Origin of the sequence: Acetivibrio saccincola (assembly GCF_002844395.1) — a bacterium.
Lineage (GTDB): Bacteria > Bacillota > Clostridia > Acetivibrionales > Acetivibrionaceae > Herbivorax > Herbivorax saccincola.
Genome location: NZ_CP025197.1, coordinates 2,974,985 through 2,992,646 on the forward strand (window position 1 = coordinate 2,974,985; position 17,662 = coordinate 2,992,646).

22 protein-coding genes are annotated in these 17,662 nt (G+C 35.8%); 1 reads left to right on the forward strand and 21 read right to left on the reverse strand.

Features of this window, described 5'->3' with window-relative positions; all coding sequences use genetic code 11:
* Nucleotides 1–68 precede the first annotated feature (68 nt).
* From HVS_RS13255 to HVS_RS13345, 21 genes are all read right to left on the reverse strand, one after another.
* On the reverse strand, nucleotides 69–620 hold the full coding sequence (locus HVS_RS13255; protein WP_003515999.1) for a P27 family phage terminase small subunit: 552 nt from the start codon (nucleotides 618–620) through the stop codon (nucleotides 69–71).
* Between the two features lie 329 nt (nucleotides 621–949).
* Nucleotides 950–1,309, reverse strand: a complete 360-nt coding sequence (locus HVS_RS13260; RefSeq protein WP_101303102.1) for an HNH endonuclease — start codon at nucleotides 1,307–1,309, stop codon at nucleotides 950–952.
* A 121-nt stretch (nucleotides 1,310–1,430) separates the two neighbouring features.
* The gene (locus HVS_RS13265; RefSeq protein ID WP_101303104.1) at nucleotides 1,431–1,673 is read right to left on the reverse strand and encodes a hypothetical protein; all 243 of its coding nucleotides are present in this window, start codon (nucleotides 1,671–1,673) and stop codon (nucleotides 1,431–1,433) included.
* Between the two features lie 144 nt (nucleotides 1,674–1,817).
* A complete protein-coding gene (locus HVS_RS13270; RefSeq protein WP_101303106.1) occupies nucleotides 1,818–2,816 on the reverse strand; it encodes a type II TA system antitoxin MqsA family protein in 999 nt (332 codons plus the stop codon).
* Nucleotides 2,817–2,855: 39 nt separating this feature from the next.
* Nucleotides 2,856–3,266 carry a hypothetical protein gene (locus HVS_RS13275; RefSeq protein ID WP_034844757.1) on the reverse strand — a complete coding sequence of 137 codons (411 nt, stop codon included), beginning with the start codon at nucleotides 3,264–3,266 and terminating at the stop codon, nucleotides 2,856–2,858.
* Nucleotides 3,267–3,505: 239 nt separating this feature from the next.
* Nucleotides 3,506–3,961: a hypothetical protein gene (locus HVS_RS13280; RefSeq protein ID WP_101303108.1), complete on the reverse strand. Its 456-nt coding sequence runs from the start codon at nucleotides 3,959–3,961 to the stop codon at nucleotides 3,506–3,508.
* 105 nt (nucleotides 3,962–4,066) lie between these two features.
* Complete coding sequence (locus HVS_RS13285) at nucleotides 4,067–4,354, reverse strand: VRR-NUC domain-containing protein (RefSeq protein ID WP_101303111.1); 288 nt, start codon at nucleotides 4,352–4,354, stop codon at nucleotides 4,067–4,069.
* Nucleotides 4,355–4,655: 301 nt separating this feature from the next.
* Nucleotides 4,656–5,018 carry a hypothetical protein gene (locus tag HVS_RS17315; RefSeq protein WP_242971570.1) on the reverse strand — a complete coding sequence of 121 codons (363 nt, stop codon included), beginning with the start codon at nucleotides 5,016–5,018 and terminating at the stop codon, nucleotides 4,656–4,658.
* A complete protein-coding gene (locus tag HVS_RS17320) occupies nucleotides 4,996–5,346 on the reverse strand; it encodes a hypothetical protein (protein WP_242971571.1) in 351 nt (116 codons plus the stop codon). The genes HVS_RS17315 and HVS_RS17320 overlap by 23 nt, the downstream gene beginning before the upstream one ends.
* Entirely contained in the window at nucleotides 5,336–5,986 is a 651-nt protein-coding gene (locus HVS_RS13295; protein ID WP_101303113.1) for a histidine phosphatase family protein, read from the reverse strand. Before HVS_RS13295 ends, HVS_RS17320 begins: the two co-directional genes overlap by 11 nt.
* A 70-nt stretch (nucleotides 5,987–6,056) precedes the next feature.
* On the reverse strand, nucleotides 6,057–6,212 hold the full coding sequence (locus HVS_RS16605; RefSeq protein ID WP_159063458.1) for a hypothetical protein: 156 nt from the start codon (nucleotides 6,210–6,212) through the stop codon (nucleotides 6,057–6,059).
* A gap of 118 nt (nucleotides 6,213–6,330) precedes the next feature.
* Nucleotides 6,331–8,127 (reverse strand): GmrSD restriction endonuclease domain-containing protein, encoded by a 1,797-nt coding sequence (locus HVS_RS13300; protein ID WP_101303115.1) that lies wholly within the window; start codon nucleotides 8,125–8,127, stop codon nucleotides 6,331–6,333.
* Between the two features lie 343 nt (nucleotides 8,128–8,470).
* Nucleotides 8,471–8,758 carry a TIGR04540 family protein gene (locus HVS_RS13305; RefSeq protein ID WP_101299011.1) on the reverse strand — a complete coding sequence of 96 codons (288 nt, stop codon included), beginning with the start codon at nucleotides 8,756–8,758 and terminating at the stop codon, nucleotides 8,471–8,473.
* A gap of 57 nt (nucleotides 8,759–8,815) precedes the next feature.
* Entirely contained in the window at nucleotides 8,816–9,574 is a 759-nt protein-coding gene (gene istB, locus HVS_RS13310; RefSeq protein WP_027621357.1) for an IS21-like element helper ATPase IstB, read from the reverse strand.
* Nucleotides 9,564–11,102 (reverse strand): IS21 family transposase, encoded by a 1,539-nt coding sequence (gene istA / locus HVS_RS13315; RefSeq protein WP_157834867.1) that lies wholly within the window; start codon nucleotides 11,100–11,102, stop codon nucleotides 9,564–9,566. Before istA ends, istB begins: the two co-directional genes overlap by 11 nt.
* A 76-nt stretch (nucleotides 11,103–11,178) precedes the next feature.
* A complete protein-coding gene (locus HVS_RS13320) occupies nucleotides 11,179–12,111 on the reverse strand; it encodes a hypothetical protein (RefSeq protein ID WP_159063459.1) in 933 nt (310 codons plus the stop codon).
* Between the two features lie 132 nt (nucleotides 12,112–12,243).
* Nucleotides 12,244–13,020: a M23 family metallopeptidase gene (locus HVS_RS13325; RefSeq protein WP_242971572.1), complete on the reverse strand. Its 777-nt coding sequence runs from the start codon at nucleotides 13,018–13,020 to the stop codon at nucleotides 12,244–12,246.
* 32 nt (nucleotides 13,021–13,052) lie between these two features.
* The gene (locus HVS_RS13330) at nucleotides 13,053–14,093 is read right to left on the reverse strand and encodes a hypothetical protein (RefSeq protein WP_101303121.1); all 1,041 of its coding nucleotides are present in this window, start codon (nucleotides 14,091–14,093) and stop codon (nucleotides 13,053–13,055) included.
* Between the two features lie 16 nt (nucleotides 14,094–14,109).
* A complete protein-coding gene (locus HVS_RS13335; protein ID WP_242971573.1) occupies nucleotides 14,110–14,421 on the reverse strand; it encodes a hypothetical protein in 312 nt (103 codons plus the stop codon).
* 10 nt (nucleotides 14,422–14,431) lie between these two features.
* Nucleotides 14,432–15,067, reverse strand: coding sequence for a hypothetical protein (locus HVS_RS13340; RefSeq protein ID WP_101303125.1), 636 nt, complete (start codon nucleotides 15,065–15,067; stop codon nucleotides 14,432–14,434).
* 93 nt (nucleotides 15,068–15,160) lie between these two features.
* A complete protein-coding gene (locus tag HVS_RS13345; RefSeq protein WP_101304296.1) occupies nucleotides 15,161–16,966 on the reverse strand; it encodes a VirB4 family type IV secretion system protein in 1,806 nt (601 codons plus the stop codon).
* Nucleotides 16,967–17,206: 240 nt separating this feature from the next.
* Here HVS_RS13345 and HVS_RS13350 point away from each other — a divergent pair, with 240 nt between their 5' ends.
* A complete protein-coding gene (locus tag HVS_RS13350) occupies nucleotides 17,207–17,644 on the forward strand; it encodes a transposase family protein (protein ID WP_157942905.1) in 438 nt (145 codons plus the stop codon).
* Nucleotides 17,645–17,662: the final 18 nt, after the last annotated feature.

The following is a 17,662-nucleotide window of genomic DNA, read 5'->3' on the forward strand; positions in this document are numbered from 1 at the left end:
CTGCTGCTTCGTTAAATGGTCTTTATATTTTCTTAGTTCCCTAAGAAAGATTGAATTTGTTTTATGCATCAGCCACCCCTCCTGGCTGTCAGTAGTTTTTCCATAACATCATCGTGAGGAGTAGCCCCTTTGTATTCGGTAGCACAGTTTTCCCGCACGACTTGATAAATTTGATACCACAGGTTATTGGCCTGTTTCATAAAGCTTTGACTCATAGCCACATAAGGTGACGGGATGGCATTGCCAGTTGTCGGATGCTTAGCAAGAAAGCCAAATTCAGTGATACATTCCTCGCACTGGATCCACCGCGCCACACTCTGGGCATATTGCTCTATAAGCTGCGCAGGGATAAGGTGAACACACCTGCGTTCCTTAAGCCACTGCCATGTTTTTTCGTATATTTCCACCGCCAGTGTTGTTTTTCCGTTCTTCTGCTTTGCAGCAAGATAATCCCTCGGTGGCGGCATGCTCTCTCCTTCCAGTTCCGCAGCATCCGTAAACTCCATTACCATGAGCTTTCGTCTGCCGGGGTTTCCTTCCAAAATCTTATCTGCCAGAGGCTTTTTCTTCTGTCCTGCACCGATACGTGCCCCGCCGCGGTTGGTACCGTCCTTTGCCATACACATCACCTCGATTCATGTAATTAATTGGGGCCCCCGCAAAGCCGCAGGCTTTGCGGGGAGAGGAGGAGCAACGGAGCAGGCGAGCTTTTGACGCTGGCGTCAAAACGAGCAAAGCGCAGTTTGCGACGACGAGGGATATACCCCGTTTGAAACTGCGATTTTTCGCGCGTGACCCCCCGCCCGTTGCACAAAACTGCTTCACCAGAGATTTTGACCCCCCTTCGTCGCAGCGCCCTCCGCTCATCGCTTTCACGCAAGCGCGAAAGGCTTACCGCTTCAGGGCTGCTCCTCTCCCCAAAAAGTCAAACGACTTTTCGGGGACCCCATTATTTTCTTGCCCATCGTTCTCCTTCGCGGGCAGTGATCGATGAGTGACATTGTTTGCACAGACTCATAAGGTTATTGTCTGCATTGGTTCCGCCTTTGGATAAAGGGATAATATGATGTACCTCTTCGGCTGGTGTAAGCCTTCCGTACTTTTGGCACTCCTCACAAAGCGGATGCTCTGAGATATATCTGTTCCTGATGCGTTTCCATCTCCGGCCATAGCGTTTTCTTGTTTGGGGATCTCGTTCGTATTTGTTGTAATAAGCATCCATTTGCCTTTGATGCATGTCACAGTACCTTCCGTCCGTCAGTTCAGAACAGCCAGGAAAGGAGCAAGGCCTTTTTGGTTTTCTTGGCATCTGGCCACCTCCTTTACGCGTATAAAAAAGCCCTCACAGGTTCATCCCATGAAGGCTTATTCATAACTTTTCACAATACCATTATATTTGGATTTATAATGAATTTCATCTCATAAAAATCTCATCTTGAACACTGAATAGCATATTTGTTATTTACCCATGGCATCCTACCATTATAATATTTATCCGAAATATACCGCTGCATATCGGGTGGTAAAGCTGCAAGCAAAAGATAAGCCTTTTTCCTATCTTCCTCTAACTCCTGGGGGCTTTTATAGAAGGAACATTTATCTTGCAAGCACTTGTGTACAGTCAGGATATTGCAGCCATTCCTTCCGTTACTGCCAAAACAATTATCGTACATCTTTCCTCACTCCTGTTTTATGGCATAAAAAAAGCCCCGAAGGGCTTATGCGTTTTAAATGTCATTTTTTCACGATATCATTATATATTGGATATCTGTGTTTTTCATCTCATGAAAATCTCACCTTAAAGGAAGCTAAAAATATTAGTTTATTTGTTCAAAGATAGCTTTCGAATATACTTCTATATCTCCAGGAGTAAGCATGTTGAATTTTTCTTTTACAGCTACAAAATATTTCCCGATCAATTCTTTGGGTATTACACGATTAGAATGCGCATCCACCGGCAAACCGTCTCTGGTATGCCGCCATGGTTTCTCCAGATGCGTAAACTTTTCTAGTATTTTTCCACTATAGCAGCAGAAGTTCTTAATAACGCTATCCAATATCGCTTTTTCAGCAGTTGTAAAAACTGATTCATCGAAAGCTTCAACACTCTCAATGGGGTCAAACTGATAAGATGAATACCTGTTATATATATCTCTGTAAACTGGTCCATGAACCCATGCCTCACAGTCTTCTTCAAAAAGAAACCGTCCTTCAAAAGCATAATAAAAACCCTGGACATAATATAGCGCCTTTTGTAAAGCTAAAGGAGTTATGTCCTCGCATTTATAAAGCAGATATTGGATAATTGAGTCCAGCTTTGAACCCGTTTTGTTTTCTTCCCCAAGCAGTTCCTGTACCTTCCGCTTACTTTTTTCATATGCCTGCAGAGATTTTAAATTGTCCTTATTTTTCTCCAGTAATTCTTTATAATACGCTGGATCATCATAAATCTTTTGAAGAATATCTGAATACTGTTTTGTAGGCATATCACCTTCACAATATCTCGAAAAAGTCATTTCTCCCCAACCCAAAAGCAATGATAGCGGACGTTTGCCAATATTGTATTTCTGAGGTATTTCTAATATCTTCTCCAGCGAAATAATGCCGTTTTTTTGACGGTACGTGTCATACAAAGCCTTTAGATTTTCGTCCTCTATATCCGCTACATAGACTTCGCTCCCACATTCCGTACAAACAGCCTTCTTTCCAGTATACTCATATTCTTCGCCTTTAAGTTTACCCTTAATTGTTGCTGTTTCTACTATATATTCGACATCTCTTCTGCATTCCTCGCAAAATGTCTTATTCCTATTCATAAGGCGGCCTCCTTTCAAACTCTCAAACTTTCTGATTGATCATCGAAAAAGATAATCAATCGGCTTGTTTCGCTTATGAAACGATATAACAACCACTCTTTTTCCACTTTCACTATCAATTAGATTAAATTTCGTATATATATCAACTAACTCCTCGATGCCATCAAAGTTAAATAACGTAACCTGGGGACAAAATACATATAAAACCTCATGTTCAAATCCTACTTTCGTATTTTGCAATGAATGGCAAAAATCTTCTGTTTTTATTTTCAGTAAAATCTCCTTTTGCCTTCTGCTGTTTAGATTATATTCATTTATAAAATCTATGTTTTCTTGTCTATTCTCATTTTTTGATATAATGAATCTGCCCTCTCTAATACAGTCATGTATCATTGCCAAAATCTCATCAATCTGTTCCCAGGTATAATTCTGATTATAGTGCTGATTCATTGCATCACCTCTTTTGTGATACAATGATACTATATTATATGCCTTTTGTCAAGATTTATGCATCAATTAGTGCATTTTTTATTTTGTTGATTTTTACATTAAAATATGTATACTAAAGATAACAGCTCCTACAAGCTTACATTAAGCGCAATACAGTAGGCCATTAAAAATACCCACTTAGGTAGTTCGTTCTATCTAAGTGGGTTTCCTATTTAACATGCTGCTAATGTTATCTTAAACTACTTCCCGTATAAAAGCAGTGCCAGATGATTAAGTGCCTTGTCCTTCCTGCGGTACACCTGTGCTCTTTCAAGAAACAGCTTCTCTCCGATGTTTGCTACAGCTTCTGTCTTGCTTACATCATTAACAAAAAATTCTGTCAGTATAAACTGTTCTTCCTCCGACAGGGCTTCCCAAGCAGGCTTGAACCACTCCATATATTCTAATGCCCGTCTGTAACGTTCTTTCAACACATCAATCTCGTCAAGGCAAGCAGCAAGGCGTTCTTCGCCGCTTTTGGGATTGTGTTTGCCCGGAACTCCGGTATTCTTTGCACTATGAGGGCTTGTCATACAGGTTTCAATTTCATATATATCCTCATCACTGTGTTCGATAATGTACTGCATGCTGCTGTAATCTTTCAAAGCTTCAACAGCAGCCGCTTTTTTATCTAAATACTGCCATGCAATCAGCATATCGCACCTCCAAAAAATCAAGATAAAAACCTTGATCTTTGAAGCAGTGTGCTTTTTTGCGTTGCTTTGCAGTGCTTGTTTCCTTGTTCGTTATGTCTTCGTTCTTTATAGAAGGCCATGCTTTTCCAGAATAACCTTCACCTCATCTACCGAATGGACAACCGCTGCCAAGCCTCCTGCATTGAGGATTTTCCTTATAGTTGCTTCCTGCAGTTTTGTTGTCTTTCCCGATGGGGTTTTTACTTCAAAAGCTATAAACCGCCCATTTACACAGGCAATAATGTCTGGTATCCCCGCTGTCCCGTACATACCGCCATGTTCCTTCCAGCAGAAACACCCCGGTACTGTCTTTAAGTACCGGAGGATTTTAGTCACAATACTTTTTTCAGACATAACCGCTTATCCTCCAAAAATGTTACCTTTTCCCCTCTTGTTACCCCGGTATTTCTAAAAAGGTAACTTCTCAAACCCGCTTTACAAGCGCATTTGCGGATTTTGTTACCTTGTTACCTCTTTTTTGGGGTAGGTATAGACACAAATATTTATATTTTTTTATTTTTTATTTTTCAAAAAATAATTTCATCTCTCGCGCGTATATATAAAGTTGAGGTAACAAAGGTAACATAGGTAACAAGTGGCTATTCATCAGCGTTTCGGGTGTTACCTTTTTGTTACCTTGTTACCTTTTTTGAGGTTAAAGAGGCTCAATATCTGTGATCTCAAAGCCGCTCACATCGCATCGCTCTTTCAATATCGAAAAATCAAGAGCCCACGCTTTTTTTGTTTCATTCCCGAAACGCATCGTTTTATTACTCTCTATAAAAAAGTCACTTTGCCTCAATTGCTTCAGAAACTGGTTATACGGAAGACATTCACCTGTGATTGCATAATCGCGTCTGTACTTGGTATAGCGGTCATATACATCACAGAAACGAATCCCGATAACCTTGCCATCTTTATCAAAAGTGTAGTCTTGATTCGGAGCCAGTTTCATCCGGGCCATGATTTCCAGGGTCTGTTCTACAATGGTCTTGTTATTGCTGCCGCCATCCAGCAAGTACTCCTGCACACCGTTTTGAAGATATCGAATACAAGCTGCCAAGCAGATCCGCTTTTGCACACAGCTTATAAAATGCTTGTCTATGGCTGGCTGGTTTTAAGTCCTTCTTGCTGAATAGCAATTCTATGCTCCGTTCTCTGATGGCCGCTTCATCCGGCGATTCCTCACCAGCTACAATAATAGGTGCCAACAGTTCATAAGTAACAGCACTTTGATCCGCCCTACCGCGGACACCTTCATGGCCGTCATATGCATCTCGAAGATGGTTGTATAAGGCATTTAGCCTTAACTTATCTATCTTTGAAGGCTTGAACTCATCCATCAACTGCGTACAGATGTGAGATATCCCCGAATGCAAGCATTCTGAAACAGGCAATTCCTTTCCTGCGCTCTTCCGTCACAAGGGTTGTTACAGAAGTCGGTAAAGCACAACAGCCATGCCATAAGACCACAGGTGAAATTCCCAGAAGGTGGCTTAAGATTACACATTCAACACCAAAATGGCAGAACAAAACTATGGTATTTACCGCCCGGTACAAATTGCCTTCGCGTACATATCCGTTCTTTTCCAGGATCCTGTCAATTCCTTCAAATACCTTATTGGCCTCCGATATCACATTGCACGCTTTCATAGCCGGTACTGTATGCCAGAGGTCTTTATTATAATACTCATTAATAACCGTCCAGTCCTGAGGAAGCAAATCCCAGCAAATTCTCTTCTTGCCTGATTTCTCATCATATACATTAAATTCTCTAAGCCAGGGTAATACTTCTGCAGTACGATTCATTTTTTTTAATGTGACATTTGCTGTGTCACGCGCCCTTCCAAGCGGTGAAACATAAAATTCCTTAATATCCAAAGTTATCAGTCTGTTGGATAAAAGCTCGGCTTCCCTCCACCCTTTTTCGGTCAGTGTATCTTTTTCATAATCCGGATCAGCATGCCGTATAATCAGTAATTTCATTCTATCAGCTCCCGTTTTTATGTTTAAATAACAAGTTCATTTATGTAAACATATTACACTATTGAAATAATCATCCAACTGCCATTCCATCGTGTTTCGGAATCAGCAGCCGGGCTGTGACTTGTCCCGAACCGGCAATTGATTTCCGATTGCTATTTTTTATAGTATCTGTTGGATGAAACATGTCAATGGTTTTTTGACACAAATCATTCCTGACAGTATTCATTTAACTTCATAATTCTCTATAAAAAAACAACCTCCCGGTAAGCATTATCCTTACGTTTCCGGGTAAGGTTGTACTCTTCACATAACGTTCTGCTTTGGATATACAAGTTCTTGTTCTCCTATAGAGTATAATAATAATCTCTTATTTTCTTTGCCATAAGCAATCTTCGCTGTTCCAGAAATTCTTCATAATTTTCAAAAGTCATTGTAAAAATTGATTCTGGTATACAATTCATTCCAAGGTTTTCTTTTAACTCTTCCAGACTATTTATACCGCCATACTTCAGTCCACCGCCACTGCACTGTTGAATTAAATCGGCAAAGTATTCTTTCGGAGCCTTGTTCCCAATTTTTATATTAATTTCAGATTGCATATAAACATAATTTGCAATTTGGTTATACTGACTTCTCTTCATTCCATTCTTTCTAAGATAATCTTTGGGAAAAATATGATGTATGTCTCCCAAGTTAAATATAAGCTCACTGACAGTAATATCCTTTGAAAGGAACCCTTTCTCATTATTTTTAACCTGTGCTGCAAGGAATACATTGAATATGGGACTGGCGGATGATGAAGTGTCAAGTTCCTGAATCAGTGCAACATTCCAAAATGCTTCTGATAGTTCTGCGCTTTCAATACTTTTAAGATACTCATTAAAGCCACGGGAAGCAATATTTCTAATATCATAGTCGAACATTGATTCCGGTGATCCGGAATACCTCCCCGTTAATATGGACAATACAAACCATTTGCGAACATATGACTCTATTTCAGCCGGATTATATCCATTTGAACGCAAAGTAAGGTATAAGATGTATGCGAAATTTAAAGCATTTTTGGAACGTATCATGTGTGATGTAATAAAACCAGCTGATTTTATTATCATTATAAATTTCTTAAAATTATTCTCATTAATAAAATCTATAATTCCTTTACTGAGTTTTTCAAAGGATTCCCTTGCAATATCCTCTTCATAGGTCCTTGTTTCAAAATTTCGTCCGGATAATAAACTAACAAGATCTGCAAGCTTGCCCCTACTGAATTTATAAGTAAAAGCCACTCGTAAAAGATCTGTATAATAAGGATCATATATATCATCATGCTCATTTTTTAACCATGACATTTTCTTAAAATATTCTGTTTCCGCAAAATCTTTATCATAATCAGTGATATGGTAATAAAACTCAGGAGATACTGTCAGATGGCAAAAATAATCTATGCATTTTCTCAGTGTTGAACCTCCATAAGATTCATTTGCGGCTATTTTTGACATTGCAAAATCAGCTTGGCTTAGAACCACACCTTTAGAATTAATTCTTATAAAAATTTCGGTTACAGTTTCAATATCAAGATCTGATGACAATTCTATAAGGCCGATTTGTTTATGCATTATTTTTCTAAGACTTTCTATCCTTTCATATATCAACTCGGGATCAACATCCGGATTATTCCTGCAGTATTGATTTATAAACTTAATTATATTTATATCTTGTGAAAAGATTTGAGATATATCGGGTATCCACTTATTGTCCTTCTCTATTGCCGTATTAAAGACTTCAAATCTTTGCTCAATCGGATGGAAAGAGATTTTTATTCTTACTTTTTTATATTTATTATTTATAACATATTCTCCCAGGATAGCCGCTGTAAGTGCTGTCACCCTTTGCTGACCATCTATTAAAATTTTCTTTCCTTCGGATATTGTACCATCTTTAAGCCTGATATTCGGATTTTTCCATGTAATTATATAGCCTATAGGGTAGCCCTGATACAATGAATCCATTAAATCCCTCACTTTTGAAGCATCCCATACAAAAGGCCGTTGTATCTCAGGAATTGCAATTTCCCCTGACTTAACCCAGGCTAAAACAGTTTCTATTAAGTATTGATTTACTGAATATTTTTGTGTCTGCACTATAACCACCTCTCGTATTAAACATATCCATTTGACATTGTTCTTGGACATATCTGCTGACGATAGACTGCATTGCCATAACACCCTTAAACATAGCTGTTGATGCCATTATATAACAATCCGGTCTAAAATCAAACATTCATTTGTCCCATAGTGTAAAGTTTTTGTAGGCATAAAAAAGCAAGTTACCTACTCAATGTGGTATTATCAAGGTGCGTATTCCGGATTATCCGGACGGCAGTTCCGGAAACATCCGGACATTAAACCGGACTATCCGGACACCTTGTCATTTAATTTGATTTTATAAAAAAGCTGTACTTAATGCAATTCTTTTCGCATTTTGTTAAAGTTTATACTGATACCCCTCAAGTATTTTATTTAAAAGATTAGCCCTCTTTTTACCTATACGGTTTAACACGGTAGGGTTCAACTCCTGAGCATTAAAAAGCATTTCCGGGTAGCTATTTGCGTAGTGTAAAACTAGCTTTTTCAGTTCTTCAAGCCCTATTTTCCTAGATAGGTAAGCATCACAAGCAGATTTTATTTCTCCAGCAAGCATTTTAACTGTAGTTGGATACAATAGAAACGCCATTTTGCACCTACTTTCCGTACGATTTTCGTATTTTTGCACCCATTTTTGTACCGTAATTGTACCTCAAATTCTTCCTGTTTGCAATATCTTTTATTATTAATCACTATGTTCTGCTTCTCTAATCATCTTTTCAGCCATTACCTCCCGCATAGACTTCTTTGAGTCCAGAGCAAGGATATATGCATTATGAACTATCCTGTCCATAATTGCATCTGCTATTGTAGGGTCAGGAAACAAATCATACCAATGAGTATGAGGAATCTGTCCGGAAAGAATCGTAGAAGCTTTATTGTATCTGCTTTCTGCAACTTCAAGTATATCCCTGCTTTCTTCTAATGTGTATGATTTTAATCCTATATCATCTAAAATCAAAAGCTTTACATTTTGAAGCTGGTTCATAAACTTGCTATATATATTTTCATTTTTCGCATCTTGTATTTCAAGTAAGAGTTCCGGAATACGGTAGTATTTAACGGTATAACCATGACGGCAAGCACTGTTACCCAATGCACATGCTAAAAATGTTTTTCCGCTTCCGGTTTTTCCTGTAATCACTATATTTAATTTCTGAATAATGTAGGTACAGGTAGAAAGAGTTTGCAGAGTCTTTTTATCAATCTTCCGGTCCGAAGTATAGTCTATATCCTCAATGCATGCATTAATACTAAAAGATGCTTTATGTATATATCTTTTGATTCTTGAGTTTTTTCTTGACTCCCATTCTTTTTCAACCATAATACCGAGCCTCTCCTCGAAAGACAACTCTCTTAAAGCCGGATCTGAATCACTCAGTAGTTGAGCCATAACTTTAAGTTTCATATCTCTTAATTTTTCTATAGTTGGGTTAATTAACATATATACCACCTCCTGAGTAAGCACTGCTTCCTCTTACATTTTCATGATGAATAATTGTATCAGCCTGCTTCTTTGAGGAATTGTTAATAACTTGCTTAAGGATAATATTAAAATATTTGAATGAGAAAACATTTTTATCTATAGCCTCTTTACTGGCAGTTTCCATTATTTCGGCTGAATGACTTTTAGCAAGCCTCATAATACCCATACAAGCGCGATAACCCTGAACAGGATAATCACTGTTTTCAAGAATCTTTTTGATTAATTCCCGGGTATTAGGACCGGTTTTTTCTGCCCACGATAGAAAACGTTCAGAATTCCATGCATAAATTGCTTTATGCTCTTCGGGCATATGTTCCTCTAATGTTCTGTACCGATTAAATTTGTCATAATTCCTGGTGTGTACCGCTATCCTCTCGTTTCCTATATATACTTCTATAGTTTTTGAAGATGCCCTAACCCAACATTTGTGATTTGCATAGGAGTAATGAACACTGTAGAAAAACCCTTTATATTCAACATGATAATTAAATGCAACTCTTGTTTCCACCCAGTCGCAATACTCATATTTTGTTGCCGGCAATGGCTGCAGACAAGGTTTATCTATTTTTTCAAAAGCCGTCTTCCTGTTGCCCTCCATTTTCTGAAATGGTCTGTTGATAAACTTTTCTAGCTCTTCTGAAATTGCTTGATTTATTTCATATATGCTAAAAAACTGTCTATTTCTAAGTGCTGCCATTATTCTTCTCGAAACATTACCTACCATGTTTTCATCTGAAGCTTTATCTTTTGGTTTACCTGCTCTGGCAGGTACAATGGTCGTTCTATAGTGTAAGGCCATTTCTTTGTAGTTTCTGTTTATTAAAGGTTCTACACGGTCTGGTTTGATAACTGCAGTCTTTGTATTATCCGGTATTGTTATTTTAGGAACCCCACCATAGTACTCATATGCCCTTACATGAGCATCAATCCAACTTTCAATTTTGGTATCACTGTAAGCATAAACAAAGGGATAGTGACTTGCAGGAAGTACAGAAACAAAAATGTATGCAGGCTTTAATTCACCTGTATTAATATCTACATAGGACAGGGTATCACCAGCCCAGTCAACCTCCATTTCTTCACCGGCTTTGTGGTGTTTGTGTAGGGATATTTTATTCAGCTTCTTGAAATTCCTATACCTCTCACAGAATTGAGTATACATGATTCCATCCGGATGCTTTTCCTTATATTCTTCCCACAAAAGCATCAAAGTCACATTCTTTTTCTTCATTTCATAGAAAACATATTCCATATCAGGCTCTGGAACGGATTTTCTAGTGTTCGTAGGTGGGTATAGCATGGACATTAACTGTTTATCACTAAGTTCGATTGGCCATGTTATATTTGCCTTTTCTGCTCTTTTAAGCACCTCTGATACTGTTGTTTTGCCACAATTGCAAGCTTGGCCAATTTCTCTTAGGGATAATCCTATTTCGTATTTAAGCCTTAAAATTTCTCTTGCTTTTATCATATCTAGCCTCCTCATCGATTGGCCCCCTTTAATCATTCTGATTAAAGAGTACCTATATTTTAGTAAATCGACAAGGTGTCCGGATGTGCCGTTACGCTGTCCGGATAATTCCGAAATGCTGTCCGCATGTTGTCGGAATCAGTGTCCGGATGTGCCCGAAATATGCAATCAAATGGGTACTTTGGTTATCATAAATTTCAATAGAATCCTTAGCAGCTGATAACTCATAGGGTTTAGATGTGCTACATAAAACGTTTATTTTACATGATTCAATAACTCTTTTTTTCTCTTTATTAATTTCGCCAAGATCAAAAATAATGAAATTGCAATCCCAGTTAAAAACAGCTGATGTATCAATATATTTAACACCTTTACATTCATAACCATTCTCTGTTTTGATCATTTCTCGATAATATAAACCAATCACATCTAAATGTTTACTTTTATTAAATTCCACATAATAAGCTTTGGCTCCCATAGCTGATAGAAAATTGGCCATATTAAAAGCAGTTGTTGTCGTTCCTACTTTTGAAGAAACGCCAGCAACTGCTATCTGAACATTTTCACATATAAATGAATATTGCTTTTTATTATCTCCACAAAATGTTTCGTTTCTAAATTTAAACACATCTTTATAACTCATGCCTTCTGGGCTTAATGTCTTTTTAATTTCTTGATTGATTGTTTCTATTTTTGTACTTGTTATTAAATTATAGACTTCAATATCAACTAGCTTATTTAACAACACATTTCCTTGCTTTAACCCTTCGCCATAAATTATAATTCTTGAATCATACATGGACTTAAAAGCTATTAATGTTTCAATAAATTCTTCTTCTGTATCTTTTATTGCCTTTAAATCTATTGCTACATACTCATAATGATTCAAACTTCTCATGTCTTTGATGACAAAACTCTTAAAATGAAATTCCCCAGATAATTTTTTGACCAATATCTCTTGTTCTTTTGCTACTGAATCAAATATACCGATGTTTTGATTACTTGATAGGTATAAAAGCATCATCTTGTACCTCCTGGTAATTGAATTCTGAAGGAATTATAAAATATCTCTTTTTAACTTTGTAGGTAAATAAAAGAATAATTCCGATTGCTAATATTACCGCATAAACAAATAATTCAATTAATAGTTTTTTCTTCATTCCATTTGACCTCTACTTTCATCTATTTTAAAATTAACTGTTTCGTCTCCTGATGATTCATCCTCTTCTTCCGTTGTCTCAAATAAATATGTTACTGGATCTACATGACTATAAGCACTCATACTTTTTCTAATTTCAAAATGCAAATGATGACCTGTGGATCGACCTGGTAATGGATCTAAATCAGGATCTCCACCTTCTAATCCAATAATGCTGCCTTGCATAACCTCTTGATCTTGCAAAGCGTACACTTTAGAGAGATGAGTGTATACTGAGTAAAATGGTTCTTTTTCAGCATCATGGAATATGATGACAAACTGTCCATAACCATCATCAATACCAATCTTAACTACTCTACCATATGCTATCGATTTTACTGGAGCATGCCATTCAGATCTGATATCAATACCTGTGTGCATTTTGTATTCACCGGTCACAGGATGAATCCTATAGCCATAGGGACTCGTTATCTCACCTGTCACCGGCATAGGATAGTCGCCATTAAATTCCAATTCTCCAATCTGCAGTTCAACTACTGCATCATTAGCTGCTTTAAACTCTTCAACTGCTGCTTTAGTTGTATCATCCATAAAAAATTGTAATATGAATGATACAGGACTAGATAGGATATACACTAAAACTGACAAAATTAAAAGCACCGTGATTAGCGGTGCCATAAGTATAATTATTATTTTTCTTCTTGCCTCTTCGTCTCTTAAAGTATTAATAGCTACCTTAGCTATGGTAGCTGCTGTTTTAAGATCTATTGCCAAATATTCACCTCTTTCCATACAATGTTTATCACTTATTTGACTATTTCTGAAAATTCTCTTTTAACGGACTTTTCAAATTGAATAACTTCATTACTTCTAGCATTTTCTTTATCAATATTTGATATGTACATAGATAGCTTCTTATGAAAATCTATTTCATCCAGTATTTTATTATATTCATTGATATATTTTGAATACTTTTTGAAAACTTCGTTTCTGAACAATTGTTGGTATTCTTTGGGCCATATCCCTTTTGTTTCATGACCTGTAAAAGGATCAATAATTTTTGGTACTAAAACAATATTCCAAGCTGCTTCAAACATAAAAACATTCTTTGTTCTACCAAAAATATGAGAGACTTGATAGTTATAAATATTTACATTACGCTTATAACCAGTTAGCTCTTCAATTATTTTCTGAGGAGCTAAATTATTAGTAGGATCTTTTCTTACATTTTCATTCCCAAACAGAAACTTATAAAAGTCAATATAGTATTTAGTTCCTTTAGCATCGCGACCGGCACCTCTTATACTAACTTCTTGATTATTATAAATTCTTTCTTTAAGATTCTCCCATTGTTTTTCTACAAGCTCAATCGAAGGAAAAATAGTCTCATTTAGACCAAACATATATAGGTCAAACTTACTTATATTAAATGTTTTTAAAAATCTTTCATACGAATCCAATTTAGGTTTAATCAAACCTTTGTCTATGTCAACTTTCTTTTTATTAATTACAATTTCTTTATTATCATTATCAATATTTTTAGTGTGATCAAAATGACTATTATTTCTAAATTTTATATATAAATTAACCGCTTGTCTTAATGTTGCAGTTCCATTATATATATCACCATTTATGGGTATTGAGTGTCTAGGAGATATTCCCTCTCTTTTATCATTGGTAGAATATTTAAGCCGTTTAAGAAGACTTTTACATTCATCTTTTTCGTAATGTACATCTAAATCACCTTCATACTCACTAACTCTTTGACAATTTGATATGCGTGACCTAATTGTACTTTCATCGTAGCCATTAGATTTCATCCATTTAGCAAAATCGATTTCATTCATAAGCCCCCTCCAATCTTTATATATTGAAACCAAACTTTTTAAGTCTATCAATACACAATTGCCTTTCTTCTTCAGTAAATAAATTTTTATATTCTTCTTTTATTACATGTGCCTCAACTGATAAATCTAAACGATTATTCTCCCATAAAACTTCAAAACCATAAGTGCCACCCTCTTTTGATATAAGCTGTTTAGCTGCTTCAACTCCACCCTTTTCAGAAACTAATTTAATAAAACGATTTGCATTATATCCTAATTCTCTTTTTGCAGTATTGTATATATTTACCATATCATTATTGAACCTTTTTTCAATTTCTCTCAAAACCACGTCCTCCATTCTATTCTAGTACTGACCAATTATTCAAATGATCTGATACATCAACTTTATTTTCTCTTATTTCAAAAGCTTTATCATTCTCAATATAAAAATACAAATGAAGCTGTTCACTTGGTTTACTTCTATATTTTTCGCTATATAAGCCAAGTTCACTTGGTTTATATATTAAGAAGTTTGAATTACCATTTTTATCTACAACTGAAAACATAACAAAATCTATAAAGCTGCCAATAATATCATCCAAATTTACAGTATGCCAAGCGTGCTCTATGCCATCTGAATTTTTATCATATGTTTTACTGTAAAAAAACTTAATAATTATTACTCTTTCTTCTTCTATCCCTGGTTTAATAATTTTTATGCCACTGCCTTCATTTCTTGAAGCTTTTTCAACAATGTATTCAGGGAATGAAGCTTTTTCAACAATGTATTCAGGGAATTTTGTCCTTATTATTTTCATTGCTTCTTCTCTAGCTTTTGTTCTAGTAATATCTCCTTGAGTATCTCCTTGATCAATATCTTCACCATTATTATTTAGAGTTTTTAGCTTTAACAATTTGTCATTTACTATTTCCATTTGTTCTTCAAGTTCCTGCACTCTACTTAAAAGTTCCAATATAATTTTATCATAATTCATTATATCAACTTCTTTATTGATTTATTTTAATTATAGTTGATATAATTTGATAGGTCAATGATAATTTTAGATAAATTGGTTTATCTAAAATTATCATCTTCCCCCAGCAGTACCCATATACTCAAACTTATATTCCGAAATTTCAAAAATCACATGTAGTCTTTTAGATCCAATCACCACAAGAGCATTTCCTCTTTTTTTACTAGCTAACAATTCTTCTTCAGCATCCGTAAGGTTATAAAGCTCCTTGGTTTCAATAAGATTTTTACCATCACATCCCATCAGAATTTTGAAACATGGAATATCTAAAAGAGCTTGGCCATACATTTTAATCTGTGGATCTAAAAAGTCTACAACACTATGAGAAATGATAGCTATACCAGCTTCATACTTTCTTGATCGCTTTTCAACATTTCTTAGAAATACAAGACTTTGAGGCACATTTGGATCAATCATGAGATAAGCCTCATCACAGATCAATAAAACTCTTTCATTTCGATCTTTACTCATCTGCTGCCAACACCAAGTTAGCAGATTGAAATATTGTGTTCTTTTAATGCTGTCCGAAGTATTTTGAAGATCATAGGTATCTAGGCAAACGCATCTTGTATTTGTATGGATAGTACTATGCCCATTCCATAGAAAACTATCTGAACCAAGAGCAATATCTTTAAGTAATAATGCCAAATCTGCATATACATTTTGCTCTATCTCTTTTTCTTCAGCTTTCTTCGTAATGAGATCGTATAAATCCTTGAATATTGGAAAATCCTCATTTTTGAGCTTTGATACATCCGTATTCCAAGTAATATTGAAATTGTGATAAAGCTCAATGAGTGTATCTTTTAAGATTGCCTTTTGCATATCATTTAATGATGGCAAATACAGACTAAAGAAAATCTCTAAGTTCTTGATATAAAGAGCCATATCTCCCATACCGTGTCCTTCGTCTTTGTAAACATCATCATTATCATCAACAGGAGTTGGGCGTATCTGTAAAGGATTGATTCTACCATTTGATCCACCACCAGCGTTGATCCAATCACCATTTAAGGCCTCACAAAGTTCTTTATACTCCCTTTCAGGATCTATGAAAATAAGTTTGGTCCCTTTCATATATTCCGATAAAGCGATATGCTTCACTGCTGTCGATTTACCAACACCAGCAACTCCCATTATAACCATGTTGGTATTTGTTCTATCGTTACCTCTCTTCCATGTATCTAATACTACTAAGCCTCCACTGGCATCTCGACCAAAGAAATAACCGGTACCATCGTTATAACCGGAACTTGAAAAAGGAAATCCACCAACAAACGTTGATAAAGGAATTATTCTTTCACAAATCTGCTCAATACTTTCTTCCCTTGTATAAAAAGGCGATAGCATTTTAAAAGCTTCTTTTTGAAGATTCGCTAATACCCTTGGTTTACATTTGGCCATGGCACATGTACTTTCAGTTTTTCTACTGACTTTTTGTAACGTCTCTTCATCCCTAGCGATTGGCATAATATTAATACTCATTAGACCAACCGTTTCTCCTTGCTGATCGATTTGAACCATGATTCTTTCGCCATCAATAGCAGCTCTTTCTGCTCTTTTTTGTATCAAAGGATCTTTAGCACTTTCAGCAGCACCTCTATTTTGAATCACACTTCTTGAAAGACTTTCAATAAAAGTACCATGATCAATCGGTTTAAAAGTTACACTGACAATAGTGCCTGGGATATTAGTGATTTTCGATAACCATCCATAGTCTACTTTTTGCGGATACTTGACAATGCCATAGATTTTTCCAGTATTTTCTCCAATCACTAAGCTATTTCTTCTAATTTCGAGTCCCATTGGAGCTAGAAGATTCAGTAAGGTTGGATTAATGGTTATCTCTTCTTGATTCATTTGTCTTTTCAATTCTCATTTCCCCTTTCTAATCTTGATTCAATATTGGGATGGTTGATTCAAAACTTTGATCTTCAATATACACATAGGCCGGATTATTGATTAGATTGCAAAGTCTGGCGATTTCTTGCTGCTTGTTGTTGTCAATAATAATTGGTTCTTTCCAGGGTTAATTGAATTAAATGACAATATATGATAAAATAAATGAAAATTAAACAAAAGAAAAGAGGATTATATTCCATGGATGAATTTATTAAACAATTAGACCCAAACTTAGACTATATTAGTCATGAAATAAAAGATGGCAAATGCTATATAACAGTAACTTCCAATCGAAAAGAAGTAACATGCCCATTTTGTGGCTGGCCATCATCCAGAATACATTCCACATATAACAGAACCTTTCAGGACCTTCCAGTACAAGGTAATAAGGTATTTATTATTATACGTAACAGAAAATTTTTTTGTGATAATTCTGATTGTAATCATACTACCTTTGCAGAAAGGTTTGATTTTATCTCCTATAAAGCGAAGAAAACCCGCCGTCTTGAGGATGAAATTGTGCGACTATCAATAAATTGCAGTTCCATTACAGCATCAAAAATACTAAAGGAAAATGTTGTGGATATTGGTAAAAGTACAGTTTGTAATCTTTTAAAAAAAAAGAAACACCGGTAATTGATAAAAAGACTATAA